The organism is Enterococcus mundtii (assembly GCF_002947535.1).
Taxonomy (GTDB): domain Bacteria; phylum Bacillota; class Bacilli; order Lactobacillales; family Enterococcaceae; genus Enterococcus_B; species Enterococcus_B mundtii_B.
Genome location: NZ_PUAP01000046.1, coordinates 1 through 26,317 on the forward strand (window position 1 = coordinate 1; position 26,317 = coordinate 26,317).

26 protein-coding genes are annotated in these 26,317 nt (G+C 36.2%); 11 read left to right on the forward strand and 15 right to left on the reverse strand.

Annotated elements, in window-relative coordinates:
• The first annotated feature begins 246 nt into the window (after positions 1-246).
• Entirely contained in the window at positions 247-588 is a 342-nt protein-coding gene (locus CUS89_RS16455) for a hypothetical protein (RefSeq protein WP_258082436.1), read from the forward strand.
• 385 nt (positions 589-973) lie between these two features.
• On the opposite strand, the gene CUS89_RS13750 is transcribed toward CUS89_RS16455, so the two are convergent.
• Positions 974-1,705: a hypothetical protein gene (locus CUS89_RS13750; protein ID WP_104872540.1), complete on the reverse strand. Its 732-nt coding sequence runs from the start codon at positions 1,703-1,705 to the stop codon at positions 974-976.
• A 368-nt stretch (positions 1,706-2,073) separates the two neighbouring features.
• On the reverse strand, positions 2,074-2,556 hold the full coding sequence (locus CUS89_RS13755; protein ID WP_104775947.1) for a GNAT family N-acetyltransferase: 483 nt from the start codon (positions 2,554-2,556) through the stop codon (positions 2,074-2,076).
• A 651-nt stretch (positions 2,557-3,207) separates the two neighbouring features.
• Here CUS89_RS13755 and CUS89_RS13760 point away from each other — a divergent pair.
• A complete protein-coding gene (locus tag CUS89_RS13760; protein ID WP_104872541.1) occupies positions 3,208-3,861 on the forward strand; it encodes a hypothetical protein in 654 nt (217 codons plus the stop codon).
• Positions 3,862-4,077: 216 nt separating this feature from the next.
• Here CUS89_RS13760 and CUS89_RS13765 read toward each other — a convergent pair whose 3' ends face one another.
• The 6 genes from CUS89_RS13765 to CUS89_RS13790 all read right to left on the reverse strand — a co-directional run bounded on the left by CUS89_RS13765 (position 4,078) and on the right by CUS89_RS13790 (position 9,883).
• Positions 4,078-5,244, reverse strand: a complete 1,167-nt coding sequence (locus CUS89_RS13765; RefSeq protein ID WP_104872542.1) for a carbohydrate binding domain-containing protein — start codon at positions 5,242-5,244, stop codon at positions 4,078-4,080.
• Positions 5,245-5,620: 376 nt separating this feature from the next.
• Entirely contained in the window at positions 5,621-6,436 is an 816-nt protein-coding gene (locus CUS89_RS13770; RefSeq protein ID WP_104872543.1) for a MetQ/NlpA family ABC transporter substrate-binding protein, read from the reverse strand.
• A 10-nt stretch (positions 6,437-6,446) separates the two neighbouring features.
• Positions 6,447-7,118 (reverse strand): methionine ABC transporter permease, encoded by a 672-nt coding sequence (locus CUS89_RS13775; RefSeq protein WP_019724336.1) that lies wholly within the window; start codon positions 7,116-7,118, stop codon positions 6,447-6,449.
• Positions 7,093-7,836 (reverse strand): ATP-binding cassette domain-containing protein, encoded by a 744-nt coding sequence (locus tag CUS89_RS13780; RefSeq protein ID WP_104872544.1) that lies wholly within the window; start codon positions 7,834-7,836, stop codon positions 7,093-7,095. The genes CUS89_RS13775 and CUS89_RS13780 overlap by 26 nt, the downstream gene beginning before the upstream one ends.
• A gap of 695 nt (positions 7,837-8,531) precedes the next feature.
• Positions 8,532-8,795: a hypothetical protein gene (locus CUS89_RS13785; protein ID WP_104872545.1), complete on the reverse strand. Its 264-nt coding sequence runs from the start codon at positions 8,793-8,795 to the stop codon at positions 8,532-8,534.
• 17 nt (positions 8,796-8,812) lie between these two features.
• The gene (locus CUS89_RS13790; RefSeq protein ID WP_104872546.1) at positions 8,813-9,883 is read right to left on the reverse strand and encodes a radical SAM/SPASM domain-containing protein; all 1,071 of its coding nucleotides are present in this window, start codon (positions 9,881-9,883) and stop codon (positions 8,813-8,815) included.
• Positions 9,884-11,040: 1,157 nt separating this feature from the next.
• Here CUS89_RS13790 and CUS89_RS13795 point away from each other — a divergent pair.
• A complete protein-coding gene (locus tag CUS89_RS13795) occupies positions 11,041-12,111 on the forward strand; it encodes an ATP-binding cassette domain-containing protein (protein WP_258082437.1) in 1,071 nt (356 codons plus the stop codon).
• A 21-nt stretch (positions 12,112-12,132) separates the two neighbouring features.
• Positions 12,133-12,597, forward strand: coding sequence for a helix-turn-helix domain-containing protein (locus tag CUS89_RS13800; protein ID WP_104872548.1), 465 nt, complete (start codon positions 12,133-12,135; stop codon positions 12,595-12,597).
• A 165-nt stretch (positions 12,598-12,762) separates the two neighbouring features.
• Here the strand turns inward: CUS89_RS13800 and CUS89_RS13805 are convergent, their stop codons facing one another.
• Entirely contained in the window at positions 12,763-13,593 is an 831-nt protein-coding gene (locus CUS89_RS13805) for a class I SAM-dependent methyltransferase (RefSeq protein WP_104872549.1), read from the reverse strand.
• Positions 13,594-14,041: 448 nt separating this feature from the next.
• Positions 14,042-14,605, reverse strand: a complete 564-nt coding sequence (locus tag CUS89_RS13810; RefSeq protein ID WP_104872550.1) for an LOG family protein — start codon at positions 14,603-14,605, stop codon at positions 14,042-14,044.
• Positions 14,606-14,673: 68 nt separating this feature from the next.
• On the opposite strand from CUS89_RS13810, the gene CUS89_RS13815 reads away from it, so the two are divergent.
• The 4 genes from CUS89_RS13815 (at position 14,674) to CUS89_RS13830 (ending at position 18,754) form a co-directional block, all read left to right on the forward strand.
• The gene (locus CUS89_RS13815) at positions 14,674-14,991 is read left to right on the forward strand and encodes a MazG nucleotide pyrophosphohydrolase domain-containing protein (RefSeq protein WP_104872551.1); all 318 of its coding nucleotides are present in this window, start codon (positions 14,674-14,676) and stop codon (positions 14,989-14,991) included.
• A gap of 87 nt (positions 14,992-15,078) precedes the next feature.
• Positions 15,079-15,825 carry a MurR/RpiR family transcriptional regulator gene (locus tag CUS89_RS13820; RefSeq protein ID WP_104872552.1) on the forward strand — a complete coding sequence of 249 codons (747 nt, stop codon included), beginning with the start codon at positions 15,079-15,081 and terminating at the stop codon, positions 15,823-15,825.
• A gap of 145 nt (positions 15,826-15,970) precedes the next feature.
• Positions 15,971-17,281, forward strand: coding sequence for a PTS sugar transporter subunit IIC (locus tag CUS89_RS13825; protein WP_019722676.1), 1,311 nt, complete (start codon positions 15,971-15,973; stop codon positions 17,279-17,281).
• A 33-nt stretch (positions 17,282-17,314) separates the two neighbouring features.
• The gene (locus CUS89_RS13830; protein ID WP_104872553.1) at positions 17,315-18,754 is read left to right on the forward strand and encodes a 6-phospho-beta-glucosidase; all 1,440 of its coding nucleotides are present in this window, start codon (positions 17,315-17,317) and stop codon (positions 18,752-18,754) included.
• Between the two features lie 52 nt (positions 18,755-18,806).
• On the opposite strand, the gene CUS89_RS13835 is transcribed toward CUS89_RS13830, so the two are convergent.
• Complete coding sequence (locus tag CUS89_RS13835; RefSeq protein WP_104872554.1) at positions 18,807-19,835, reverse strand: FUSC family protein; 1,029 nt, start codon at positions 19,833-19,835, stop codon at positions 18,807-18,809.
• Positions 19,836-20,308: 473 nt separating this feature from the next.
• Here CUS89_RS13835 and CUS89_RS13840 point away from each other — a divergent pair, with 473 nt between their 5' ends.
• Positions 20,309-20,758, forward strand: a complete 450-nt coding sequence (locus CUS89_RS13840; protein ID WP_104775955.1) for a hypothetical protein — start codon at positions 20,309-20,311, stop codon at positions 20,756-20,758.
• A 312-nt stretch (positions 20,759-21,070) separates the two neighbouring features.
• Here CUS89_RS13840 and CUS89_RS16165 read toward each other — a convergent pair whose 3' ends face one another.
• Positions 21,071-21,211 (reverse strand): hypothetical protein, encoded by a 141-nt coding sequence (locus tag CUS89_RS16165; protein ID WP_153830006.1) that lies wholly within the window; start codon positions 21,209-21,211, stop codon positions 21,071-21,073.
• Positions 21,212-21,398: 187 nt separating this feature from the next.
• Positions 21,399-21,977 (reverse strand): TMEM175 family protein, encoded by a 579-nt coding sequence (locus CUS89_RS13845; protein WP_104872555.1) that lies wholly within the window; start codon positions 21,975-21,977, stop codon positions 21,399-21,401.
• Between the two features lie 173 nt (positions 21,978-22,150).
• Between CUS89_RS13845 and CUS89_RS13850 the strand changes: the two genes are divergently transcribed.
• The gene (locus CUS89_RS13850) at positions 22,151-22,369 is read left to right on the forward strand and encodes a hypothetical protein (RefSeq protein ID WP_374955058.1); all 219 of its coding nucleotides are present in this window, start codon (positions 22,151-22,153) and stop codon (positions 22,367-22,369) included.
• Positions 22,370-22,448: 79 nt separating this feature from the next.
• On the opposite strand, the gene CUS89_RS13855 is transcribed toward CUS89_RS13850, so the two are convergent.
• Both CUS89_RS13855 and CUS89_RS13860 read right to left on the reverse strand, forming a co-directional pair.
• Entirely contained in the window at positions 22,449-23,267 is an 819-nt protein-coding gene (locus tag CUS89_RS13855; RefSeq protein ID WP_019722681.1) for a ZIP family metal transporter, read from the reverse strand.
• A 97-nt stretch (positions 23,268-23,364) separates the two neighbouring features.
• Positions 23,365-24,342 carry a Gfo/Idh/MocA family protein gene (locus CUS89_RS13860; RefSeq protein WP_104872556.1) on the reverse strand — a complete coding sequence of 326 codons (978 nt, stop codon included), beginning with the start codon at positions 24,340-24,342 and terminating at the stop codon, positions 23,365-23,367.
• A 159-nt stretch (positions 24,343-24,501) separates the two neighbouring features.
• On the opposite strand from CUS89_RS13860, the gene spxB reads away from it, so the two are divergent.
• On the forward strand, positions 24,502-26,244 hold the full coding sequence (spxB, locus tag CUS89_RS13865) for a pyruvate oxidase (RefSeq protein WP_104872557.1): 1,743 nt from the start codon (positions 24,502-24,504) through the stop codon (positions 26,242-26,244).
• The last annotated feature ends 73 nt before the right edge of the window (positions 26,245-26,317 follow it).

Consider the following 26,317-nt stretch of genomic DNA (forward strand, 5'->3'; position numbering starts at 1 on the left):
ACATATTTACGTTGAATAACTATATATATAGATGAAGACAGCAACTAATAACTAATTTAAATTAGGAAAAAGTAAAAAGAAGTTGAATCTGTTTTCTTTGATTAACTTCCATCTACATTTCAATAAATAATAGAAAAAACTACTATTTATGTTCACAAGAAATAGCAGTTTTTTTATTAAATTTTTAAAGTTACTTTCAAGTTTTGTCTGCTATAATTAAAAAAAGGCTTTAAGGAGAACTAAATAATGCTTTTAATTAAATTTATGTTTACTTTAATATATTATGGTATTTTTATGTATACAATCTACAAAGTCAGGCAGATCCAACAGGAGTATTCAGATATCATGGCTGTATATAAACAAGAAGGAGAGCGTGCTTTTCCAAACCTGACTGAACAAGAACAAAAGAGACGAAAAAAAGCAATCTCACAATATTATGAAAAAAAGGACCCTTCTTTTGCTCTAAAAAGAAAATTTTCATTTATCGTTTACGTTATTGTCTTTTTTATTTTGGCACGTGTCATTCGATACTTTTTCCCTATTGAAGACGTTCCTAAAAATTTGAATTACATAGTTCCCTATTTGTGAGTAGCCCTTACCATCAGTGCTATTACAGGCTTTTACTTAATTAAATCCAAAAAAAATGAACCCGAAATATTTAAACAGTATTTAATAGACCATTCCAAAAACGAATTACAATTTGTTTGGGTTTCAGAAAAACTTCAGGCAAGTTTTATGAAAAATACAAATAAAAGATTTATAGTCCACCTTACACTAGGTATATTAATGATATTGTATCCTCTTTTTTCTTAGATGGGGTTATACCTTAAAATCATAACCACATTTTAGTTCAATAAAATTTAAACTTCCAGTTACGCATTGATATTATGAATAAAATCCCACTTAAGCTAACAAACAAGTACCATGTTAAAGAACAAGGTACTTGTTTGTTTATATATATATTATTTTTTACTTAGTCAAATATATTCATCGCACTGATCAACATCTGGATATCTTCTGTATTTCCAGTAGGTATATTTATTCTCTGCGCATTGTCGAGTATTTTCTGTTCTTCCTGCTTCATAGTAACTGGATCATCAGACTGTTGAAAGTGGCTTGGTACAGGATAATACATTATTGAACCATCATGGTTACTAGAGTAAACAACTAAACCTTGATACCCATATTTTCCGGTTAAGGTTACTGTCTCTTGAGGATAAACTATGCTATTTTCGTCATAAGGATTGATTTTTGTACCCGCTGGAGAATGGTTAACATTCAATGTAAAACCTGCATTACCTAAATCATTTTTATAAGCTGTACCATTAATAGTTAACCAGACACGTGCATATTCAATTTGTTCGTCTGAGTAAACACTTAATGGATCATTTATGGATTCCGAGGGTACTGTTGAGGACGTTGCTGAATCCTCTGGAATCGTTGTTGACTGTTCGCTTTCAGTTATTTCACTCTCTGAGACAGTAGACTCTATTGTCTTGCTTTGTGAAAGAGTAGAAGTTGTTTCTTCTGATTTTTGAACAGTTGATTGTTGTGAATGATTCTCACTTGTATTAGATGAAGATTCTTTTTTATTCCTACTTTCAATTATTTGACTATTGGTGGCTTGAGCTGTTTCAGTATTTTTTGATCCACATCCGGTAAGAAGAATTAATAATAAAATACTGATTGGTACTATTTTTTTCATATTGAACACCTCTATTTAATTTATCAGTATTATTATAACGCATATTATTAATAACTTTTTAGTTTAATTAATCGGAGAAATTTATATATATTTGCTTAAATATTTTAGAATTAAAAAAACCAAAGTAAATTTTTGTTCACTTTGGAAAATTCTGTATCTTTATAATTTATAATAAGAAAATAGCAAGCCAAGCGGCTTCGCTTCAAAAAGAGCCACCACTCCTTCTGCTATTTCAGAAAGTGTCTGCTGTGGAAAACACCCCATGAAATATTTTATGAGATATTTTCAGCTTTGACTGACTGCTCTTAATAATGACTGTAAATCAATAAAGGAGCAAGTACCCTTGCTCCTTCGTTTATAATATAAGCTTATTCTAAATCAATATAATAGAGTAGTATATCTTCAAATTCTCCAGAAATATTTCTATAAGATTTTGGAACTTTGCCTATTTTAGTAAATCCAATTTTTTCATACAATTTGATAGCATACTGATTTGTTGTCACGACTGCATTGAACTGTAGTATCTTATATTTCAGTATTTTTGAGGTCTCAATAGAATGTAAAACTAACTGCTTCCCAATCTTGTTCCCTCTAGCACTTTCTTTGACAGCATAAGAAGCATTTGCGACATGACTAAGTCTTCCTATTGAGTTGGGGTGCAAAATATAAACTCCAACTACTTCAGAATTGATCATAGCAACTCCAGTAAAGTCTTGGCTTTCAAAAAAGGCTTTTGCTTCTGTTACTGTTAAAGTATTTTCTTGTGGAAAATACTTGCCCGAGGTAATCGCGTCATTCCAGATGGTAGTAATATCTTTCAAATGTTTATCATTGTATTCTTCAATAATCATAGTCTTTTCCTCCGTTAATTTGTATTTGTTTTAACGAAAGAATGGAACATCACATTCATGTAAGGGTGAATAAAGCATGATCTCCCTCCTTTAATTTTAAAATTATTGTTACATGCAAAGTTACTTTACCATAACATTATTAATAATAATCTCATAATACAAAAAACAATTAACAAAATTCCTTTTTCTAAAAAATTTATTAAATTTTGAAAATTACTTATATTCGAGATTCATCGAGAAAAAAATATTAGGAACAATCTTTTTTATTTAACTTAAAAATACATCGGTAAATTGATTTGTCCAATTCCAAAAACTCGTATAAGCATCTTTATACTACACGCCTTGACATTGAATTTCAAATCCATAATGACGATTTCCTTTTGAGCTTCTATAAATGAGTTTGCATCGTATAAATAGCCCTCGCTACTTGTAAAACTTACATAAGCAACATTAATTCTCGCATCAATTTCATATTGCGTTTGACCTTCTGGATCTTTTAAATCTTCTACTCCATCTGCGACTAAATACCATTGTCAGCCCTTTAGTAAGCTTTCTGCTGGATGAGTGATAAATGCCTGTACTAAGTTAAAATACTGATGTTATAATAATATGTATTCAAACTATATCTATCACTTAGGAGTTCACGAGTATATGAAAAACAAGGTTTTTTTAACAATGAGTAGCTTATTTTTTTTGGTTACATTAACAAGCTGCAAATCTACAAGTACCACAAACACAGACTCTTCGGTAATCGCTAGTACAGTAACTACAGATAATGAATCATCCGCAACACCCTCTGATCACTCAGATTCAGAGAGCGAATCATCAAATGATACGACAACACTTCATGGATTAAACGATCCGGCCACAATCTACTTAAATGGAGAACCTGCAGTTACTATCGAAATTATTAAATCCAGTGCCCACCCTAATGATATCATTCAAGAACAAGAGTACTTGGCTTATCCTATAGATACTATCATTAGACTTGACATTCGCATGACAAACCATTCAATAAAAGATTTTAATAATGGATCGAAGTTCTACAGAAACTTTGAGATTACTACAGAAGATAATATCCATGTCGAGCCTACAATACAGAGCCAACCAGGCAATCAACCGGAAACTGATCCTTTAGAAATTGGAGCAACAGGTGTTGTCGAGGCATACTTTGTATTAGATGAAGATATGAAAAACACTAACGTCCAAACAATTAATATCGAATACTATTATCTACGTGATTTACTTAACCCAAATAGCCAAGATTTTCGTTCAATAAAATTTAAACTTCCAGTTACGCATTAGTCTTCGATTTATCCCTTTATTTTTTAGTTTGATTTGTGTCATTGATTGATTTTCCGACAAAATAATGACAGTAAATCCATTGGACACTTTTTATAAGCTATCTATATCATTACAATTGTTCACATTTCCCGAGAAATAAGGCGGCAACTACGAAATCTTTGTAGTTGCCGCCTTATGTTTAGAAGATATCTCCTGTTGTTTCTGCCTCTGATCGATTTATTCTACTTCAAACGTTGCTAATACTTGCAACGAATTCGATGAACCACCAGGTGTTCCACTGCTTAATTCAACTGAGATCACATCGCCAGATTTATAATCGATTGTTTTACTAACTTTTACGCTGTCCTCTGCTCTTTCACGAACTGATGCATAATAAACTTTACCTTTATAGATTTCTGCGACATAGGCACCATTTTTACGAATGAACATTCGGTTGTTCCCTTCGAAGCTTGCACGATCAAAATCAACGTCTAATCTGTTTCCTGTTAATTGAATATTCTTCACCGCATGTTCTAATAAAGAAGTGTCCACTGCTAAATCTTCTTCTAATGTGATCGATTCTAACAAGCGCTTGCCTGTTGAGCTGTGACCAGGTGAATTTGGTGCGGTATAGACTTCGATCACTTGTCCTTTGACACCGGAAATGCTACGACGTACTTGAGTACCTTCATCGGTTTTGCTTGTAAATGAATAGTAAGCTTTGCCTTTGTAAGTTTCAAAATGATAACGGCCATCAACATAGACCATCAATCGTTCTGAACTATTGAAACGTTCTGCATCTAGATTTAAATACGCATAAGCTTCGCGATCTTGTGTTCCTACAGTCAATAAACTTGTTTCTGTTTTTTCTGGTTCTACTTGGATATTGTCAAATTTCGCCCAGCCATTTCCTGTCGAAGAAAAACGAATGATGTATGTATTCTCTGTATCAGGGGTAGTAAACGTAAATTCTTTGCGTGTCCAGTTTTCATTGTTATGGGAGGTTTCTTCTAATGAAATAAAACCTTCGTCATGATTCATCGTACCAAATTCAACTTTTGCTGGAAAATCAGCGCTACCTGCCACATCATAGCCGAATGTATAGGTCGTGTTTGGTTTCAGTGCCAAATATTGATGAATATTTTCTCCATAAGTGGCAACCGCATATTTATTCCCACTTAGCTCTTCGATTGTTGGATTCTGTGTACCTGGACTAGACACGATCCAATGGTTCAAACCATCATTGAAATCACCGTTTTTGATCGTTAACTGTTCTTCTACCTGATTACTGATATTCGCCGAATCACCTGTTGATTGGCTTGCTGCAGAAGTTACGACTGGTCCTCCTAATGTAAGAAGTAACATGCTTGTTGCTGCAATTTTTTTCAAGTTGTTTTTTTTCATCTCAAGCTCCTTATTGATTTTTTTTAGCGGATAGTTCGTTATACAGTAAACCATAAAACATAATCTATCTCGCTCTTTAAAAAGAATAACTGATAAATATATCAACAAGAAAACACTTTTTTCTGGAAAAATATTTTTATGGAAACATAACGATGAACAAAAATAAATAATGGATAATAACCGCAAAAAATCAACAGTCCACTAAGTTTATCGAATGATTTCAATTATTCCTTTTCTTGGATAAAATAAAAAAATACAGCACAAGGCTGTATTTTTTTGAATTTTATTTTAGAAATCATTCAAGAAAATCAATCTATCAGAACATAACACCTAAAGGTATCACTCACAACATTTTTCGTTATGGTGAGCACGTTGTTTAAAATGCTGGGATATTTGAGCCTTTTGAATTATTTTTGATGTAGTCAGCGACTTCTGGTGTAGTCATCGCTTCTTTCAACACCTTGATTTTCTCGCTATCTTTTTCTTCCTCTCGGGTAACCAATTGCAACGCATAATGTTTGCTTGCTGCTTCGTCTTCAAGTAACAAGGCATCTTCTGTCGTCAAGTTTGCTGGTTCCAGATAAGCTGGGTAACAAAAGACCATCGCAATATCACTTTCATCATAAGCTTTTACTAGATTCAAAAGATCAATACTTTCAAACGTAAGATTTTTAGGATTCTCCACAATATCTGCGACTGTACCATCAAAACCGACTCCGTCTTTCAGTTGAATGATCCCATTCTCATTCAAAATCGCTAGCGCACGACCTTCATTTGTTGGATCGCTAGGAATACCGACTTTTGCATTTTCTGGCAAATCATTGACATCATCATATTCTTTTGAATAAAATCCGCCGGCAAAATAATAGATTGGTTGGACTGCTACTAAATCAGCGTCTTTTTCTTGATTGAATCGTTCCATAAAGGGTTCGTGTTGCGCAAAGTTTGCATCTGCTTCCTTATGTTGGACGGCATCATTATAAGCAACATTATCACTGACTTCCATGATATTGATCGTGTAGCCTGATTTTTCTACTTCTTTTTTGGCAATTTCTAGAATATCTTTTGAGGATTCCAATTGAACCGCTACAGTGATTTCTTTTTTGCTTTCTTCGGTTTCATTGCTTCCACCACAGGCTGCTAAGACTAGAACACCAACTAAAGCAAATGCAAATAAATAAAACTTTTTCATAACTTTTCTCCTACTTTCGTTTATCTAATGATTGTGCGACAAAGTTTCCAAACATTTGTAAAATAAAGACCAAAGCGATCATGATCACAATAGCAACATACATGACTCCATACTCATACCGTTGATAGCCGACACGGACAGCAAAATCACCGATCCCGCCACCACCTACGACACCCATGACAGTAGAATAAGAGATCATACTAACTGTTGTCGTGGTATAAGCCAACACTAAGCCACTTCGCGCTTCAACAAATAAGAAGTGCCAGATGTATTGAAATCTGGAAGCACCTAATGAATTCGATAAGGCATAGATCTCTTCAGGTACATCTAACAACACTTGCTCAACTAAGCGAGCGAAAATCGCGACTGCCACAATACTAAGTGGTATGGATGAAGGAACAGGTCCAAAAGCCCTTCCTAAAATCGATCGCGTAACTGGGATCAACGCGATCACTAATAATAGATATGGAAACGAGCGAACGACTGTCACAATGAAGTTGAGCAACCAGTATAACCAAGGGTGTGTCCCTCTGACCTTGGGATTCGTCAAATATAGACCTAATCCTACTGGCAAACCTCCCAACACACAAACGAACATGGAAATCGCCATCATGATGCCCGTTTCTTTCAAACTATTGATTAGAGACGGCCAATATTCAATCAATGCTGTGGGCAAGTTCATCAGTCAAACTCCTTTTTATTTTTTCAAAATAAGTTAGTTCATCTTCCTCGTACTGTTTTGGGTCATTCGTCAATTCACCGATCAGATGCCCATTTTCCATGACTAAGATCCGTTTACATAAGCGTTTGACAGTTTCAAGTTCATGACTAACAAAAAAAATAGTCGGTTGAAACTCGGCATGTGTTTTATGTAATAAACGAACCACACTTTCTGTATTTTCTTCGTCTAAAGAACTAGTTGCTTCATCACAAAGTAACAAATGTGGATCTCTACTTAACGCTCTTGCAATAGAAACCCGTTGTCTTTCTCCGCCAGAAAGTTTGACTGGATAGCTTTCTGCTTTATGACTCATGCCAACAAAATCGAGTAGATCATTGATTTTCTTAGGATCTTTCTTCCTCTGTAGCTTTAAAGGCAATGCGATATTTTCATAAACACGTAAATTTTCAAGTAGATTATGATGTTGAAAGATCATGCCTATTTTTTGTTGTTGCTGTCGGCGCTCTTTTTTTGATAATGACTGGACATCTACACCATTTAGTTTAATCGTGCCTTCAGTAGGCGTTTCCATCAAATTCAATAAACGTAACAAGGTCGATTTCCCAGAACCACTTTTCCCAACAATCCCGATCACTTCCCCTTGTTCAACTGTAAAACTAATTTTATGCAACGACTTGGTCTTTTCATACTGCTTCGACACATTCACTAACTCGATCACATTTTTCCTCCAGTCTATCTACGCAATTGAAAAATTAAAACAAAGAAAAAAACTGTATTAATTTTATTGTTAATCAAAGATTTATCTGATTTTTAAAAAGAATAAACAAAGTACAAAAACATCTATTTTTATAATCCATTAAAAGAAAGCAAAAAGCAACTTTTTTACTCATCCATAAACATGATCTGTTTTCATGTCTGTACTAATCAAGTCAAAAAATATTGCTTACTTATCCATTTTCGACCAGTCTATCATAAGATTAAAACGTATTTTTTATTGGTGAACTCGATAATTTATCAATAATAAAACAATTGATTTAGTATACTATTTTTTTTATTTTGAGAAAAAATAATAAATAGAGCGAAAGGAAAAAGATGTTATACTCTGGATAATGGATAGCTTAGTAATACAATATAGATTGGTTCGTTATCTTATATTGTAACAAAAAATAGATTGTTGATAAACGAACGAATGGCAGCTATCCTGGATACAATTAATATGGATGAAATAATCGGGACTAAAAATTGTTTGGGGAAGTAATTTTTAGTACTTTTCGTCCATGCAGTGTCAATGACGTGCCACTTTTAGCATCACTAAAAACGAGAGCAGAACAAAACTGTTTCCTCTCGAAAAAAATAAGCAGCAGCCCGTCAAATTGTGTGGGCTGCTGCTTATTTTATTAGATTCAACGACCGTCAAGATCCAGTAATGATTCCATTGATTTTAAGTACGGTCAAAAATTCCTCTACGTAACCATCTTTTTCATCATCTGTAAATTCTTTATCTAAACGATACTTGTTTCGCACAAAAGCTTTTATTTTTTCTTTCGTCGACTCAACCTTTAACAAATCAAATACATCAATTGCTACGTCATTGTCTAAAACAAAACGTTCATCCTCAACCATGATGTATAAGTCATTTCCCATTTTTTCATAAGTGATGTTCTCATTGAGTTTCATGTCTTCCACTCTTTTCGTTATTCATTTGTACAGCTACGAACCATTTGGTGTTTTAAGATTTCTTTGATCAAATTACACTCTGATTCGTCTACACCTTGGGTATCATTGGTTGCATAATAATGATGTGCACGACATCCTCCACCGCATAAGTAACGGAATGAACAATCGTTACATTTTGTTAGATGATTGATGCTTTGAGAGCGAATAAAAGCAATATTCTCTTCGCCAAAAACCTCGCTAAGTTGCTTTTCTCTAATATTTCCCAGTTTGTAGTCAGCAGTTTCTAACAGTTTACAGGCAAATATATCACCAACAGGATTGATCGCAAATTCTCCCACACCAAGTCCACAGGATTCTTTGATGGCGAAGGGTTTTAAAAATGGAGACCGATTTTTGTTCTTTTGTTTTAACTCGATTTCCGTTCTCTCACTCTCAGTTAAAGAAATCTCTGCCATTTTTGCACGTCCTAGTTCACTGAATCCGCCTAACTTATAATTGATGTTATTCTTCTTTAAAAATTCTACCGTTTCATCAATATTATTGAAATTATTATTGGTAATGATCGTATTGACTGCAATATTTGGATAATTCAAGTCTAATAGATTTTGAATCCCTCTCATTGCTATGCGATAACAACCTTTTCCTCTATTTTTGTCATTTGCGACTTGGTCGATCGAATCTAAGCTGATGGTGATCGAATCACATCTTTCAGCTAGAAATGCTGCATCTTTTGCATTCCGTACTAAAGTCCCATTCGTGATCAAACCAATGGTTAGACCAATTTTTTTGGCATAATCGATATATTTTAGCGCATCCTTACTTAACCCAACCTCACCGCCAGTAAAGATAATTTTCTTTACACCACAATCCTTCAATTGATTGAGAACGTCGATCCATTCGACAAAGTTTAAACTATCCTCATATTCCTTTTCAGGACTGGCTTCTGCATAGCAGTAAACACATTTCAAATTACATTGATGGGTCATAACCAAATAAGCTGTCTCTGGTATTCCATGCTCCGCTTTTTCTACTTCAATCGGGTCCTCTAAAAGGATTTGAAACAGATCCATCTTTTTCTGGGTCGCCATTGGTAGATGCTTGTAATCTTGTTTTTTTATTTTGTTTAATTCTTCTTGATCAACTAATATCCATGTACTACGTAGGACATTATGTACGATAAATTGTTCATTGAATTGATAGGCATGAAGATTCTCTTTGATTCGGATAAAATCACCTCATTTTTTAAACCACAAGTTCGTTTTCGCAGGGAAAATCGAAGGGAGCGTCCACTTTCTGCACCGAAAATAAGTAGGAAGTGTTTATAAAAGCCCTTTCAAAAAGCTGAAATCCACAAAAAATTTCGCAGACCTCAGCTTGCTTGTCGGGAAGAGACATCACTGTCATGTTCTCTTTTTTACTTATGATCCTTGACCAGAAATAACACCACAAGCACATGGAGCTGTATATGCTCCCACAATTTTTTTCAATTCAGGTTTTTTAAACATTTGCACCCCTCCTTTATGTTATGAACTAGTGACATACAATGAACATAAGAATAAGAAGTAACAGAAACTATCTGCTTTTTCAGATTAAGTTTCTAACCTACCACTTACCTTCTGCTTTAAGAAAAAAAATGAAAATATAGTTCACTTTTTTTCCTAACTAAAGTATAATATGTTTTATAAAATTTTGTCAAACATTTACTTAAGGGGCGGAAAAAATGAACTTCCTTACAAAGAAAAGCTATATTTATATCTTTATATCAACGTTATTAGTCTTAGTAACCGTGCTGACCACCTTGATTGCACCATTTATACTGAACAGTATCCAAAGCTACCAAGCTTCTTCTATATTTCCTATTATTTTCCTAATAATCGGTGCTATGACACTTTCATATATTTTCCAAGTCTGTCTGATCATTTATCGGGAAAACTTTGCAGAAAAGTTCAATTTAACTTCCTTTTCCACTCTATTATCTAAAATATATACATTAAAATTTGAGAAATATATCAATTTAGAATCCGGAAATTTAGTTTCTCGAATTTTTCGAATCGTGGATACAACGTACACATTTATGACAACTAGTTTCTTTTTAGTACTAAAATCGACCATCTCTATTCTCATTGTCTTAAGTATATTTTTTTCACTTAATTCAGTAATTTTTTTAATCACACTCATCCTGATCCCAATCAATCTTTTTTCTTATATTTTTATCAATAAAACACTTAATTTAAGAATCAAGACAATGCAAGACGAGAATGCTCAAGCTCAGAAAGACTTGATTCTACTACTAGGAAACCCAGAACAATTTAAAATGTTGCCGAATTTTGATTTCGTGAAACAGTTAACTTTCTCAACCATCAAAAATATGTATTCAAGTTTGGCATCAACAAATAAATTTGCCCAAATCACTAGTTATACTGTCTCATTCATCAATCAACTTTCTCAAAATATTATTTTTATAACGATCAGCTACTTGGTGTATAATCAACAGCTCCAATTAAATAATATGATGGTAGTCAGTATACTAATGCCTATTTTCTTCACTTCACTTTCTGATTTATCCAAAATCAATGTCGATTATCGAACGGTCGTGGCAAACCAACAATTTGTTCAAGAAAACTTAGAACTTCATCAAGAAGATTTATCTGGCACACCAATTGGCCAAATCACTAGCATTAAATTTGAAGATCCGCAAATCACGATGACATCAAATGCAAAAAGAATCCATCTATCATTGACTGAAACATTGAATTTAGGAGACATTTGTTACATCGAAGGTCCTTCTGGTTCTGGAAAATCAACCCTGATAAAATCAATATTGGGGTTTTATGAAAGCAATGGTCTATATATCAATGATCTTCCTATTGAACAATTAGACACAAGGTTAGTCAGGGAACAGATGACCTATCTCTCTCAAGCGACTCTACTCTTTTCAAATACTCTTGAATACAATATCACTCTCGGTCAGACGATTTCTGACGAGAAAAAAGAAACGTTGAAACAATCATCACTTCTTGCACCGATTTTTAAAAATAAAAACTGGGATTCTTTAATCGTTGACAATGGCGCCAATCTCTCAGGAGGAGAAAAGCAACGTGTGTTTATTGCTCGCATGATGCTCCAAGACAGCAAGATATGGATTCTAGATGAAAGTACGAGTAGTATCGACAAAGACTCTGCGGATGCCATATTTAATACACTTATTAACATGCACCAGAATAAAATTATTTTATTCACCTCCCATGATAAAGAGAATAAAGCTTTTGCGAATAAAATCATTCAACTGTCCTCTCATGTAGAGACGATAGATTAACGTTTAAGGAAGGTATTTTTAATGGAAAATTATTACTCTGTCAATGAGGTCGCTGATATGTTAGATGTTACCACACGTTCTATCCGCAACTACATTAAGTCTGGAAAACTGATAGGTTTGAAAATAGGAGGAAAATGGTATTTTTCAACGGATAATATTTTAGACTTTATTGCGGGCCATCAACTTGTTTTTTTTATGGACAAGAATGATTCTGCTATCAACAAATCACCTTATACGCTAAGATTCAATCTGTATTTTGAACATGTTAGCTCTATACAAACATTTAAAGATAACATTCTTGACTACCATCAAGATGTTTATGCTAATGATCAAGACCGATTATTTTATTACCAAATATATAAGGAAAAACATGCAGAATTACTTTTAAGTGGAAGTTTTGACTATGTCATCAATTTTGGCAAATGGATCAATCATTTGTTGCAACAACAAACGGACATCTATGAAGTAACTTATACAGACGATTAAATTGTGTATCTGATCCTATCTTCTTAAAAATTAAGTAGACAGACGTAATCACACAGTATATAAAATCAAAAAACAAGAAAAGAGCCACAAAACCTAGCAACAGGTTCTTGTAGCTCTCTTCTTATCTTTTAAGGTTGAACACCTTTACTCCAAATTAAGAAGCAATTATTGTTCTTTTTTTGTTAACCAGACAGCCATTGTCGGCGAGTTCTCATCATAAGGACTTCCTTTTACATCCCCGTAAAACCCACTAACAACAAAACCAGCAGCTTCCATTTCTTTTTGCAGAGTTTCTTTTGTGAAATACGTCATCCATAGATAATAATTTTTGTTTTCATGATCGGTAAGGATCGTCGTTTGTTCTAAAGTTACACGTTCGTTGTATTTTGTATTATATTGCAATGCCACATGGGGTTCATCTGTCCAAAATCCTCCGTCTGGACAAGTATCCCAAACTCGCTTTTCTTCAAATGATTGATAACTTGCCATCGAAAAAACATCCAATAAAACTTTTCCTGTTGGTTTTAGATGCTGATAAATCTTTTCTAATAATCTTTTTCTATCACTCGCTGATAACGCCCCAAAGTCACAATAGATCATCGTGATGATATCGTATTGTTTATCTAGATCCATTGTCAGATAATCTGCATAATGGTACGTAATCGGTAACTGTTGGTCTTCCGCGGATTTTTTGGCATATGCTATTGAACGCTTAGAAAAATCAAGCCCCGTTACTTCATACCCTAATCGACTAAATTTTTCTGCATAGATTCCCGGACCACAGCCAATATCTAATAACGTTGGGTAGGTTTTTGACGGAATTACTGCATTGATCCAACGAACAGATTCATCAATAAATCCAGCTTTCCGACTTGCGCCTTCAAATTCAGGGTCAAGATGTGCTTGTAACATTTGTTTTGAGATGTGACGATCATCCCAAAATGCACCTTTCGTTTTTTGGTAAAGTGTTGGTTTGTTTAAAAGTGTTTCAATCATTGTTTTCCATCTCCTCATTATTTTTTTATAAATTTGAACAAAAGAAAAAGCCGTAGATTTTACTCTACGGCTTCCCTGCATAAGGCGAAGATGCGAGTAAAATAAAATCAAATACATAGGTACACTAAATAAAGCTGGATCTCAGCTAAATTTTTTACCTATTGAATTGATTTTATTTACTCGCTTCCAGTCATACCCATGTTACTGATTATATAACATCTGATATGCCGGATTCATCACCTTTTTCTGTTAAATTTATAGTTTTATTCTATAGAACGTACCAGTAATTGTCAATCTTTTCTCTGGCAAATATAAAACAATCGTAAAAGAAGCCTATCTATAAAATAATGGTATACTAAAGGAATTTTTTCTAAACGGGAGAAATATGCTCGGTTGGCGCAGTCAACTATTTTAGTCGTTGTGAAAGGGATACGTTCAAGTAATAGCTTTATTTATACTCCCTGATTTTAGGCGGAATATACTGTTCAACAAAAGGCTGGATCTCTGTCAGTGCATCCGCAAACAAAATTTTATCGAAGTCTTCTCTTGTTAAAAATCCTTGATCGACCATCGATTGATACTGTTGCTTCAATGGATCGAAAAAACCTTGGTGATTCATTAACACACATGGATTGACATGCTGGCCGATTCTTCCCCAAGAAATCACTTCAGTAATTTCTTCGATGGTTCCAGGACCGCCGGGCAGTGCAATATACACATCTGATAATTCAATCATTTTTTGTTTCCGTTCGTGCATCGACGACACGATCATCAAAGAGGTGACATCTTTTTTTGCTAGTTCTCGTTTTGCCAAAAAGTCAGGCATGATACCTGTAACTTTCCCTCCAGATCCTAGTACTGAATCAGCAATAATCCCCATCAATCCAGCATTTCCACCACCATAAACCAACTGATACTCATTCTTTCCGATCCACTCACCTAAGCTTCTCGTTACTCGTTCAAATTCTGGAGAATTCCCTTTACTTGCTCCGCAATAGACTGCAATGTTCATTTCCGAAACCCCTTCCAAATTTTTTTCAGCTTATGCTATTATATAATTGAAAGGTGGTTAACCTCAACATGAATATGAAAGAATACAATGACTGGGTAGTTGATTTTTATAAAAAAAGAAAGTGGTACGACTACGATCCATTTATCCGTATCGGCTTTTTAACTGAAGAAGTTGGCGAAGTTTCAAGAGCGGTTCGAAGTCTCGAAATCGGTCGAGATCGTCCGGATGAATCTGTCCAAACAATTGATTTTTACAAGGAAAATCTGATGGAGGAATTGGGTGACGTCTTTGATAATATTCTGATTCTTGCTGATAAATATGACTTAACATTCGAAGAAATCATTCATCACCATAAAGAGAAGTTAGAGAAGCGATTTAATGGGTAGACTTCTCACGATGTCATTTCAAGAAGTTTTAGAAAAAACCTCTCCATCATGCTATACTCTAAAGAAAAAGAATCTTGAGGTAAACACATGGCTATCTTTGAAAATCTCAACTTAAATAAATTGTCTGCCGTTGAACAAGAGATTTATCGGTTTATCGTCAATAACCTTGAGAAAATACCATATATGCGGGTACGAGATATTGCTACGGATGCGCATGTTTCTTCAACCTCTGTCTTTCGTTTTATCCAAAAGGTCGGCTTTGATTCGTTTCCGGAATTTCGTTTTTATATTAAAAACCATTTGGGAAAAGCTCATTATGAAACAGATGACAAGCAATTAATGTTAGAAGAACGAATCAATCAGTTGAACATGACGATTTTTCATCCCGATATTGAATATCAAATAAAAAAAATGGCAAAAACATTGCGTCAAGCTGATTTTATCCTATTTATGGGCATGGGGGCTTCGGGAGCATTAGCACAGTATGTAGCACGAAAATTAGCGAATATCGGTTACTTTTGTATTAGCTTAGATGAACTGACTTACCCCATTCGTAGTTTTCTACGTCCAGATCAAAAGAATGCGTTAGTCTTTTTGAGTGTTTCAGGTGAAACAAAAGAACTGATCGAAGTAATTTCAGGTTTAGCTCATGCGGATAGCGTGCATAAATATTGTATCACGGCTCATAAAGAAAGCTCGTTGGCTCAATTGTGTGATTACTCGATTGACTACGCCATTAAAGAAGAACGAAAAGACATCTTTCTTGATTTGACTAGCCAGCTGCCTTCTATGGCGATTCTTGAAACACTGATCGGTTATTTAGAGGAGGAATGATGCTACCCTCGATTTGGAACACTGCGTTCCTACCACGAAATAATTTTCATTGTTCCAAATTTTCATCCTAAATAAGAATGCGCTTACTTTTCTTTCGCACCTTTCGCTATAATGAATCCATCATATAGCGAAAGGTGTTATTCTTATGCAAAAATTCAATGATTTATTAGATCGGAGTCTTGTTCCTATTGCAACACGGTTAAACAACCAGCGACATATTGCAGCCGTTCGAGATGCATTCATGCTTATTTTTCCACTGACGATTTCTTCTTCATTAGTCATCTTAGTCAATAATATTTTATTTTCAAAAGACAGTTTTATCGTGCAATTATTTCAACTTTCACGTATCTTTCCAAATTTAGAAAGTGCGCAACAAGTCCTTGCTTCTGTAGCAAATGGCACAATCAATATCATGAGTTTGTTTATTGCTTTTTTAGTCGCTCAGCTTTTAGCAAAGCATTTCGAAGCGGATGCAACCTTAGTTGGGCTAACTAGTGTCGCTTGCTTTATGATCTTTTACCCTACTTCGTTTGCAGTCGATGAAATGAATGTCATCTCGACGCAATATTTGGGTGCTCAAGGTTTATTCGTTGCGATGATTGTCGCTTGCTTGGTTGGCGAATTCTTACCGAAATTATTCAAAGTCAAGAAATTACAAATCAAGATGCCTGAACTCGTTCCACCAGCTGTTTCTCGCTCTTTTTCTGGAATGATCCCAATCATTATCGTTGTTTCTATGTCAGCTTTGATCAACTTCTTCGTCTTGATGATCGCGCCTGAAGGAATCAACGAGTTGATTTATGCCGGTATCCAAGCACCTTTACGTGACTTAGGTGGGAATGTGTTTGGTGTCCTACTCTTAGCTTTTATTCAGACACTGCTATTTTCTATTGGTATTCATGGTCCAAACACATTGAATGCTGTTCGTTCAGCGATTTTTACCGAGCAGGACTTAGCCAATCTCCAATTCATCAATGATGGTGGTTCGCTGTGGGATGTCCCTTACAAAGAAACTTGGGGGATCTTGAATGATATGTTTGCAAACATGGGTGGAACGGGTATGACCTTAGGCTTGATCATTGCGATTTTCATTGCTTCACGACGACCTGAATATCGCGAAATCGCCAAACTATCTTTTGTACCAGGCATTTTCCAGATCAATGAACCGATGATTTTTGGACTACCGATCGTCTTAAATCCAATTATGATCATTCCTTTTGTTTTAACACCGATGGTCAATATTCTCGTCGGTTATTTCGTCACAGTCGTCTGGCCAATCATGCCATCACCAGCGATTGGTTTACCTTGGACCACACCAGGAATCATCAATTTGTTTTTAGGAACTGGTGGGAATATCATGGGGATTGTAATAGGCGTACTTTGTTTAGCGATTTCCGTTTTGATCTACCTACCTTTTGTCATGGCTTCCAACCGCGCACAACGCACAGAGATATAACTTGAGAATCAATGAAACTTAGGAGGAATTTGTATGAATAGAGAGTTACCCAAAGATTTTTTATGGGGAGGCGCAATTGCTGCGCATCAAGCAGAAGGTGCTTGGAATATGGATGGACGAGGTCCAAGTATCGCTGACGTTATGACTGCTGGCGGAAATGGGATTCCGCGAAAGATCACTAAAGGCATCATCGAAGGGGAATATTACCCAAATCATGACGCCATTGATTTTTACCATCGTTACAAAGAAGACATCCAATTATTTAAAGAACTAGGCTTAAAATGTCTACGCACTTCCATTTCATGGAGTCGGATCTTTCCTACTGGTCAAGAAGAAACACCGAATGAACAAGGATTAAAATTTTACGATGATCTTTTTGATGAATGCTTAAAAAATGGGATCGAACCGGTAGTCACGTTGTCTCATTTTGAGATTCCTTATGCCATTTATGAAGATTTTGGTGGCTTTGCCAATAAAGCGGTCATTCCTTTATTCGTTAAATTTGCTCAGTGCGTATTTGACCGTTACAAAGACAAAGTAACTTACTGGATGACCTTCAATGAAATCAATAATCAGGCGGACGGACAAGAGCCAGTTCACGTTTGGACCAATTCTGCCATGATCATCGAAGAAGACCAAGACAAAGAGGCCCTAGTATTCCAAGCGGGGGTCAACGAATTGATTGCCAGTGCTTGGGCTGTCAATGAAGGGAAAAAGATCAATCCTGATTTTCAGATTGGTTGTATGATGGCTTACGTTCCAATCTATCCCTATTCCTGTGCACCAGAAGATCTGATTGCTTCAGTCAAAGCGAATGAACGCCGTTTCTTCTACAGTGATGTCCATGTCCGCGGAGAAATCCCTACCTACACAGAAAAGTATTGGGAACAAAAAGGGCTCACGATCGATATTAGTGAGAAAGAACGTCAAATTTTACGTCAAGGAACTGTTGACTATATCGGTTTTAGCTATTATATGTCGGGAACGATCACAACCCTTCCCGATGTTGAGGGCAAACAAACAGAAGATATTCCTTCAGCAAAACTAGTGAAAAATCCTTATATTACTGCTTCTGACTGGGGCTGGCCGATTGATCCTGTCGGGTTACGTTATGTATTGAATACGGTGTACCAACGTTATGATCTCCCACTGTTTATCGTTGAAAATGGTTTTGGTGCCTACGATCAGTTAACTGATTCAAATGAGATCCATGATGACTATCGGATCAATTATTTAAGAGAACATATCGAACAAATGAAAAAAGCAGTAGTCGAAGACGGCGTACCATTAATTGGTTATACACCTTGGGGAATCATCGATATCGTTAGCTTCGGTACTGGTGAAATGGAGAAACGCTACGGCATGATCTATGTCGATAAAGATAATAATGGTAAAGGAACCTTACAACGTTTGAAAAAAGATTCCTTTGCTTGGTACCAACAAGTGATTGAAACGAATGGTGAACAGCTTTAGTAACGAACAAAGAAAGGCGATCCGACTTCATTGTCGTGACCGCCTTTCTTTGTTATGTTTCATATTTTTCTTTCACAACTGCTAAGTAATGTTGCAGACCGATATTCATTACCCAGGCTACGCCTAGACCAATGAAACTACCGATGACGATACCAATAAAACGATACTCGATCAATGAGATCAAGTACGTGTTCCTGACCAGTGTCGAAAGCATCAATGCCATGGGGTTCAAGAAAATATTCGCTACTGCATAATTTCGGGCAACTAAAAACTGAGAAATACCATAAAGAAACGTAATTAAAAAAATCGTTTCAAGTTGGGAAAAAGGAATCAGTGATAAGACAGCCGATAAACACAACCCTAACATCGAACCAATCAAATATTGCACTTGCCGATGTTTCATCGCATCTAAATTCTCAGCCAATAAAATCGAGGCACAAGACAGTGTCAGCCAATAAGGATTTTTCATGTTCAAGCCATGGCTCACATAAACGGAAAGGAACAATGCAGCGCTGTAAAAAATCGAATCGATGATCACTAAAGGTTCTTGGTGAAACCGTTCCTTCAATGACACCTTCATGACTTCCTGTTCAGGACGTGAATCCATTTTCTTCGTCAGAAATGCGGCAATCAAAGCAAACACCACTCCCATAAAGAAAAAAGAAGCCACTGTCGGCAAATGGGAGAATGGAACGGACATACTCGTTCCCATAGCCGCTAACATCGCAAAGAATAAGCCCCCTGGTTTAGAAATATGGAACAAACGCAAAATAAACCGACTGAAAAAAGCAACTGCTCCAACAGCAAATGGTTCAAGCCAGATGACATACGTCGACAATAGCCCTAATGTAAAAGCCAGCAATAGACCACAACCAATTAGAAATAGGCGCTTTAATAATTGCTTCATCGGAATGTTCTGGTAGTAAAAGAAGGTAAAGATACCTAGAGAGGAGAAACTTGAAATCAAAAAATTATGATTGATATAACCGATCCATAAAACGAGAAAGATCAGCACCATCAGATTCATGATACGAAATGGATTTTCTTGGATTTTATTAAATGTAAAATAGGATTTAACCATAAAAAACCTCCTTATTTTGAAATGTGTATAAAAGTCGTTTTCGCCTTAAGGATGTCTTGTCTATTTATATGAAGTATCAAAGAAATCGATCAACTATTGGAAGTGAAAGGAGTTTTTTCAAAGAAAAATCAAAACGAGTTTACTTTATCTAGTATAACACCAATTTTCATTGCTTAAACAGACAGAATTCAACACAATTCATTAAATAACTGTTTAAATATTATAATTAATTAATAATAACCACCATTATTTGTAATAATATAGATAGTTTTAGCTATCTAAAATTAAAAGCTTTTCATCTAGTCAAAGAATTTATGAAATCTACTTTATTTTTTTGTATTTTAAATTTATACTATGAAAGAAATCATTTTTAATAACAAAAAAATATATAAATTTATTGTTACATAAAGTTTTTTTGATTTTAAAATCAGACACATATGTTGGAGAATCCCAGAAAGGACAGAAATAAAGAAATGAAGAAAATTATTATAATCATCAGTAGTTTATTCGCATGTGTCGGTTTATTTTCTTTTGTTCATTTTTTGAATTCCCCTGTTCGAGATGTCACCTCCAAAGCTGAAATGATCCAAACAGACGAAATTAAAATGGAATATGTGCCTACAAAAAATCAGTTATTGAAAAGTATCGGTGATTCCGTCGATTTTTTAGGTATCTACGAAGTAACGGAGATCAATTTTAATGATACACCTCATATCATCCTGACAAAAGAAGATGACAATGAACTATCTTTTGAAATCAAAGTCACTGATCCAAAAGAACAATCATTCTCGATTCCAGCAATAAAATTCTCCCCACAGAACATCCATGTTTCTGATACATTTGGCATTGCGAAAAAAAATGATCGTTACTTTGCCTATAAAAACAATGTGTCCCTTGAAGGAGAGCCTTACAACACACGCTGATATACCCTGTAGGGGTAAAAAGAAGCTTACAGATAGACAATAACTCAAACAAACTGAAACGAAGATGAATCTCTTCATTTCAGTTTATTTTTTTGAAATCCAATAAATGTTTGCCAGCTCCTGGTGTTGTTTCGACTTCCCGTTATTTAAAATAACAACGAAAAATAATAGTAATCGTTATTTATAATCTTTGATTTGCCAACGAGTTATCCACTGTGGATAACTCGTTGGCTCTTTCTGTTTTTCCACAGAAAACCGTTAACTTTGTTTGTATGCCAGAACGTAAATCTAGTCTGATTCACTCCCTCCTACCTATCCTTTAAGTGTGACGATGACAGTCAGTAAAACTGATAATAAGAGAACGAGCAAATTACATCTGGATTGCTCTACATAAATAAGTACGGTAATAAAACTTGTGATGATTGCTGGATAAAATTTTTTTCGTTTTCTCATATGCATCCCTCTTTGACTATCATTGTGCCTAAAAAATTCGATTGTTTTTTTATTTTTTACTTATGTTTCTGTTAAATTTTTTTACAATAGATAAAAGAGTCCAGAGTATACAGTAAAAGACACAGAACAGGAAAGGAGTATTCCCTAACTATTCTGTGTCTTTTGATGGACTACTTTATTCGATTATCTAGCGATAGTACGCTTCAATTTTGCGACTTGGGATCAACCAAGTAACCAAAATCAAAACATTGACTATTAGTACGGCAATGGGCGCGATCAAATATCCGAGAATCAATCCCAAGACATTCAAACCGATCGATAAGTAGGATTTACGATAATTGCCGAACAACTCTTTAATAGATGCATTCTCATCTTCCTCTGAGGCAACTAATGTCCTTGCTAACAAATAATACGTGAGATTCGCACCTAATATCACTACACCATAAGTCATTTCAGGGACAAGACTGTTACTGTATTCACTGATCCATGAAGTAACGAAAGGAAACAGCGACAGGAAAAAAATAAAAAAGCTATTCACCCAAAGCACTCGCCCATTCACTTTGTGAACGGCTTGAAATAAATGATGGTGGTTATTCCAATAAATGCCTAGGGTAAAGAAACTAATGATATAAATAAGAAAACGTGGCGCAAGTGCAACTAGCGCTTCCAGGGTATCTGAGTGTGGCTCATGTAGCTCCAACACTAAAATCGTCATAATAATAGCAATCACGGCGTCTGTAAAGGCTTCTAGTCGATTTTTCGGCATGACTTTCCTCTCCTTTCGCTTCATTTTATTCGTAATAAGGACAAAAAAGCAACCTTTTCACACCAAAGTAGCAAGTAGAAATCGGGCTCTGGGTGGAGGTTAAGTCAATCAATCCTTGCTATACTTACTATATAGAAAACAGCAAGCGTAACTTCTATTGAGAAGTTTATCAAATGAGAAAAGAGGCGATCATCATGCAAAAAAGAAATACGTTTCAAACAATCATTCTATTAGTGATAGGTTTAGTCGTAGCTAGCTTTGTCCTCAATCTATTCGTTGGCGTGATCAGTGGTTTATTATGGTTAGGTATTAAATTGTTGATTCCAGCAGCCATTGCGATTTGGTTAGTCCGTTGGATCACTCGCACCACTCAACAAAGAAAATACTACTAATAGTAATTTCCTAAATGAAAAACAAAAAGAGGCAGAAAATTTCTGCCTCTTTTTTTACTTCTTTCAAATGATATATCATTTAACCTAATGCTACATCTAAAATCATCATGATAATAAAACCAGTCATAACACCAAAAACTGCATAGTGTCGTTTACTTGAAAGTGTTTGTTGCGCTTCAGGGATCAATTCCTCCACAACGACGTAAATCATTGCGCCCGCAGCAAAAGCTAAGGCATAAGGTAGTAAGACCGCAACTTTTGTCACTAAGATTGCCCCGATGACTCCAGCAATCGGTTCAACCACTCCTGAAGCTTGCCCATAGACAAAGGCTTTTGTCCGGCTTAATCCTTCTTGTCGGAGAGGAATCGAAACAGCCGCACCTTCTGGAAAGTTTTGAATCCCAATCCCTAACGCAACAGAGATCGCTGCTAGCACCGCAGTCGTTGGATTATCTGCAGTTGCCGCTGCACCAAATGCAACACCTACTGCCAATCCTTCTGGAATATTATGCAAGGTAATGGAAAAGACAAGCAATATCGTGCGTTTTAAATGTGTCGGTAAGCCTTCTTTTTCGTGTGCTGGACCAAAATGCATGTGTGGCAAGGTTTTATCAGCAATGTATAAGAATAATCCCCCTAGCCCAAAACCAATACTCACCACAAGCCAAGCAATATCACCATTTTCTTCTGCTTTGGTGATTGCCGGATCTAATAAAGACCAAAAACTGGCAGCGATCATCACGCCCGAAGCAAAACCTAACATCAAATTGAGTACATCTTTTTTGATTTCTTTAAAGAAAAAAACTAAGCCAGCCCCAAGTGCAGTCATAAAATAAGTAAACGCCGTACCCGTCAGCGCTTGCTGCCAAGGTTCTAGCTTCAGTAACCAATCAACCATACAATTCCCCTTTCACCTTTTTATTCTTACTCTAGCATATTGCCAAAAATGTGACTACTATTCTACTATTTATCTGATGATTCCTTATTCTAAGCGATTACCCCTTTACATTTTTCCAAGCATCCCCAAACCACTTATGGTAGAGATCATCCACGACTTGAACATTTGTGATCGTCATGTTTGGATCGACCACTGTACCTTGCTTCTTGCCTGAGGAAAGTAAATCGGCGACATGACGGATCTCAAAGACAAATTCACTACCCATTGGAAAATCTTTTTTCAACACTTCTCCATTGTTCATCTGGATCGTATAATGATCTGTTTTCCAATAATTAGGGATGATGATCGTACCTTTTTCTCCAACGATGGTATACGTACTGGTAAAATCCATTTTTGTCGTAAGAAATAAACTGATGAAAAGTTCTTTCTTCTTCAAGTTGACCATGCACTCTTCATCCGTCAGACCTTCTCCATGTTTTACACATAAACCATTATATTCATCAAATCCTGTACCAAATAAATATTGAGTTACACTTAATGGGTAAGAGGCGTTGGAAATCAATACGCCACCTCCTTGTTCCATCTTCCAAAACCAAGGAATCTTCTCTGAGCCTGGTCTTGCGTCACGGATCTCCACCAATTGAACTTTACCGATTTGTCCTGTCTCAATGGTTTTTTTTACGTCTTCGATCGCAGGCAGGAATAAGGCTTTCTGTGCTTCCATAAGAAAAACCTTGTGTTCCTTAGCCAAAGCATAGAGTTCTTGTGCTTCCTCCGAATGTAAAGTGAAAGGCTTCTCCAAAAGCACATGCTTCTTCGCTTTGATCGCGGCTTTCGCGGCTGAAAAATGCAAGTGATTGATCAATGGGATATAAATCAGTTCTATCTCGTTGTCAGAAAGTAACGCTTCGTAACTGCCATACGCTTTTAGAATACCTAACTCTGCGGCTAACTGTTGCGCCTTTTCTAAGCGACGTGTCGCAATCGCTACAGCTTGTGCTACGCCACTTTCTTTGATCCCCTCCACAAAGCGTGGCACGATCGAGGCACCGCTCATAATACCGATTTTCAGCATACTCTTCCTCCTAACATTTTGAATCCACTATAACATAGTTTCACACATTACTGGCAATTCACTCTACTTGGTTGAAAGTCGCTTTAGTTGGGCTTTTGATAAGGAAGATTTATACTTTAGACAATAAATATAATTTGTTTTTTTAAGGAGTGGATCAAAATGTCAACGATAAATGCCGGTATTGCCATGGTAAAAGTGCTTGAAAGCTGGGGAGTTGATCATATTTATGGGATTCCGGGTGGTTCGTTCAATTCCATTATGGATGCGTTGTACCATGAAAAAGACCAAATCGATTATATCCAAGTACGTCATGAAGAAGTGGGCGCGTTAGCTGCCGCAGCGGATGCTAAATTAACAGGAAAAGTCGGGGCTGTCTTTGGCTCAGCTGGTCCTGGAGCCACTCATTTGATCAACGGACTTTACGATGCCCAAATGGATCACGTCCCAGTTGTCGCCCTTTTAGGGCAAGTGGCTTCGACTTCTATGAATTATACTGCCTTTCAAGAATTAAATGAAAATCCAATTTTCGCTGATGTTAGTGTTTATAATCGGACAGTCATGACACCAGAAAGTTTACCTTATGTCGTGGATGAAGCGATCAAGGCAGCTTATGCACATCAAGGAGTCGCTGTTGTGACGATCCCAGTTGATTTTGGTTTTGAAGAAATCGAGTGGCAGGATGTTTCTAATGCTTCTACGTACAAAACAGGAGTGATCCTCCCTGAGATTGAAGACGTGAAAGCAGCCCTTCCTTATCTCGAACAAGCTCAAAAACCTGTCTTGTTCATCGGTCAAGGTGTTCGTCATGGCTATGGTCAGATCAAGCAATTTACCGAATATTTCAAAATGCCAGTGGTTGCCTCTGTTTTAGCAAAAGGAATCGTGCCAGATGAAGACAAAAATTTTCTTGGATTTGCGGGTCGGGTAGCGACAAAGCCTGCGAATGAAGCATTGGCGGAAGCTGATTTGATTTTATTTGTAGGAAGTGACTTTCCTTTTGGGCGAACCTTTTTCAATCCAGAAGCAGCCTTTATCCAAGTCGATATTGATGCCGCTAAATTCGGTCGCCGTCATCATACTGATTTAGCTATCTTAGGTGATGCCAAAATAACGTTAGAAAAACTAGTTGAATTGGGGAAAGAACGCTCAGAAGATGCTTGGTATCTAGCCAATCAAGAAAATCTTCGCAATTGGCGGCGTTGGTTAACGTCGTTTGAAGAACCCACAGAGCAAGCGATTCGACCAGAAGCGGTCTATAAAGAAATCAACCGAATTGCCGAACGTGATGCTATTTTTGTGACAGACGTTGGAAATACGACCATTCATTCGATTCGTTTACTGAACATGACTGGTGAGCAGTTACACACTACTTCTGGTTGGTTTGCGACGATGGGCAACGGTGTACCAGGAGGAATTGCTGCTAAATTAAGCTTTCCGGAGAGACAAGTCTTTACTTTAAGCGGAGACGGCGGTTTTGCCATGGTGATGCAAGATATCTTGACCCAAGTCAGCTATCAGTTGCCAATCATCAATGTCGTTTTCTCAAATGATTCATTCGGATTCATCGAAGCAGAACAAGAAGATACTGAACAACAAAAATTTGGTGTTTCCCTTAAACAAGCTGATTTTGGGAAAGCCTGCGAAGCCTTAGGTGCTGATGGCTTCACGATCACGCACTACGAGCAATTACGCCCTGCCTTCGATGCTGCGGCGAAATCTGAACGACCAGTCGTGATCGACGTCAAGATCCCCAACAAACGGCCCTTACCTGTCGAAGACTTACACTTAGACCCAAGAAAGTATAGCGAAGAAGAAATCGAACGCTTCAAAGAAAAATACGAAGTACATGATATGCCGGTGCTTCATGAAATATATACGCAACTTTTGTCTAATCAGTTGTAAACATCCATCAAATTGAATCAAGCAAATCCCGAGCTTAGCAAAACAAAAAATTAGAAAACGTCATAAAAGCCAA

What these genes read in the sequence shown, in the direction of transcription:
- CUS89_RS16165 (WP_153830006.1), bottom strand. Translation starts at nt 21,211, where the DNA reads ATGAGAAAACGAAAAAAATTTTATCCAGCAATCATCACAAGTTTTATT.
- CUS89_RS13830 (WP_104872553.1), top strand. Translation starts at nt 17,315, where the DNA reads ATGAATAGAGAGTTACCCAAAGATTTTTTATGGGGAGGCGCAATTGCT.
- CUS89_RS13760 (WP_104872541.1), top strand. Translation starts at nt 3,208, where the DNA reads ATGAAAAACAAGGTTTTTTTAACAATGAGTAGCTTATTTTTTTTGGTT.
- CUS89_RS13775 (WP_019724336.1), bottom strand. Translation starts at nt 7,118, where the DNA reads ATGAACTTGCCCACAGCATTGATTGAATATTGGCCGTCTCTAATCAAT.
- CUS89_RS13855 (WP_019722681.1), bottom strand. Translation starts at nt 23,267, where the DNA reads ATGGTTGATTGGTTACTGAAGCTAGAACCTTGGCAGCAAGCGCTGACG.
- CUS89_RS13755 (WP_104775947.1), bottom strand. Translation starts at nt 2,556, where the DNA reads ATGATTATTGAAGAATACAATGATAAACATTTGAAAGATATTACTACC.
- CUS89_RS13790 (WP_104872546.1), bottom strand. Translation starts at nt 9,883, where the DNA reads ATGGCGACCCAGAAAAAGATGGATCTGTTTCAAATCCTTTTAGAGGAC.
- CUS89_RS13820 (WP_104872552.1), top strand. Translation starts at nt 15,079, where the DNA reads ATGGCTATCTTTGAAAATCTCAACTTAAATAAATTGTCTGCCGTTGAA.
- CUS89_RS13850 (WP_374955058.1), top strand. Translation starts at nt 22,151, where the DNA reads ATGAGAAAAGAGGCGATCATCATGCAAAAAAGAAATACGTTTCAAACA.
- CUS89_RS13750 (WP_104872540.1), bottom strand. Translation starts at nt 1,705, where the DNA reads ATGAAAAAAATAGTACCAATCAGTATTTTATTATTAATTCTTCTTACC.
- CUS89_RS13795 (WP_258082437.1), top strand. Translation starts at nt 11,041, where the DNA reads ATGCAAGACGAGAATGCTCAAGCTCAGAAAGACTTGATTCTACTACTA.
- CUS89_RS16455 (WP_258082436.1), top strand. Translation starts at nt 247, where the DNA reads ATGCTTTTAATTAAATTTATGTTTACTTTAATATATTATGGTATTTTT.
- CUS89_RS13765 (WP_104872542.1), bottom strand. Translation starts at nt 5,244, where the DNA reads ATGAAAAAAAACAACTTGAAAAAAATTGCAGCAACAAGCATGTTACTT.
- spxB (WP_104872557.1), top strand. Translation starts at nt 24,502, where the DNA reads ATGTCAACGATAAATGCCGGTATTGCCATGGTAAAAGTGCTTGAAAGC.
- CUS89_RS13770 (WP_104872543.1), bottom strand. Translation starts at nt 6,436, where the DNA reads ATGAAAAAGTTTTATTTATTTGCATTTGCTTTAGTTGGTGTTCTAGTC.
- CUS89_RS13815 (WP_104872551.1), top strand. Translation starts at nt 14,674, where the DNA reads ATGAATATGAAAGAATACAATGACTGGGTAGTTGATTTTTATAAAAAA.
- CUS89_RS13845 (WP_104872555.1), bottom strand. Translation starts at nt 21,977, where the DNA reads ATGCCGAAAAATCGACTAGAAGCCTTTACAGACGCCGTGATTGCTATT.
- CUS89_RS13835 (WP_104872554.1), bottom strand. Translation starts at nt 19,835, where the DNA reads ATGGTTAAATCCTATTTTACATTTAATAAAATCCAAGAAAATCCATTT.
- CUS89_RS13825 (WP_019722676.1), top strand. Translation starts at nt 15,971, where the DNA reads ATGCAAAAATTCAATGATTTATTAGATCGGAGTCTTGTTCCTATTGCA.
- CUS89_RS13805 (WP_104872549.1), bottom strand. Translation starts at nt 13,593, where the DNA reads ATGATTGAAACACTTTTAAACAAACCAACACTTTACCAAAAAACGAAA.
- CUS89_RS13810 (WP_104872550.1), bottom strand. Translation starts at nt 14,605, where the DNA reads ATGAACATTGCAGTCTATTGCGGAGCAAGTAAAGGGAATTCTCCAGAA.
- CUS89_RS13840 (WP_104775955.1), top strand. Translation starts at nt 20,309, where the DNA reads ATGAAGAAAATTATTATAATCATCAGTAGTTTATTCGCATGTGTCGGT.
- CUS89_RS13785 (WP_104872545.1), bottom strand. Translation starts at nt 8,795, where the DNA reads ATGAAACTCAATGAGAACATCACTTATGAAAAAATGGGAAATGACTTA.
- CUS89_RS13800 (WP_104872548.1), top strand. Translation starts at nt 12,133, where the DNA reads ATGGAAAATTATTACTCTGTCAATGAGGTCGCTGATATGTTAGATGTT.
- CUS89_RS13860 (WP_104872556.1), bottom strand. Translation starts at nt 24,342, where the DNA reads ATGCTGAAAATCGGTATTATGAGCGGTGCCTCGATCGTGCCACGCTTT.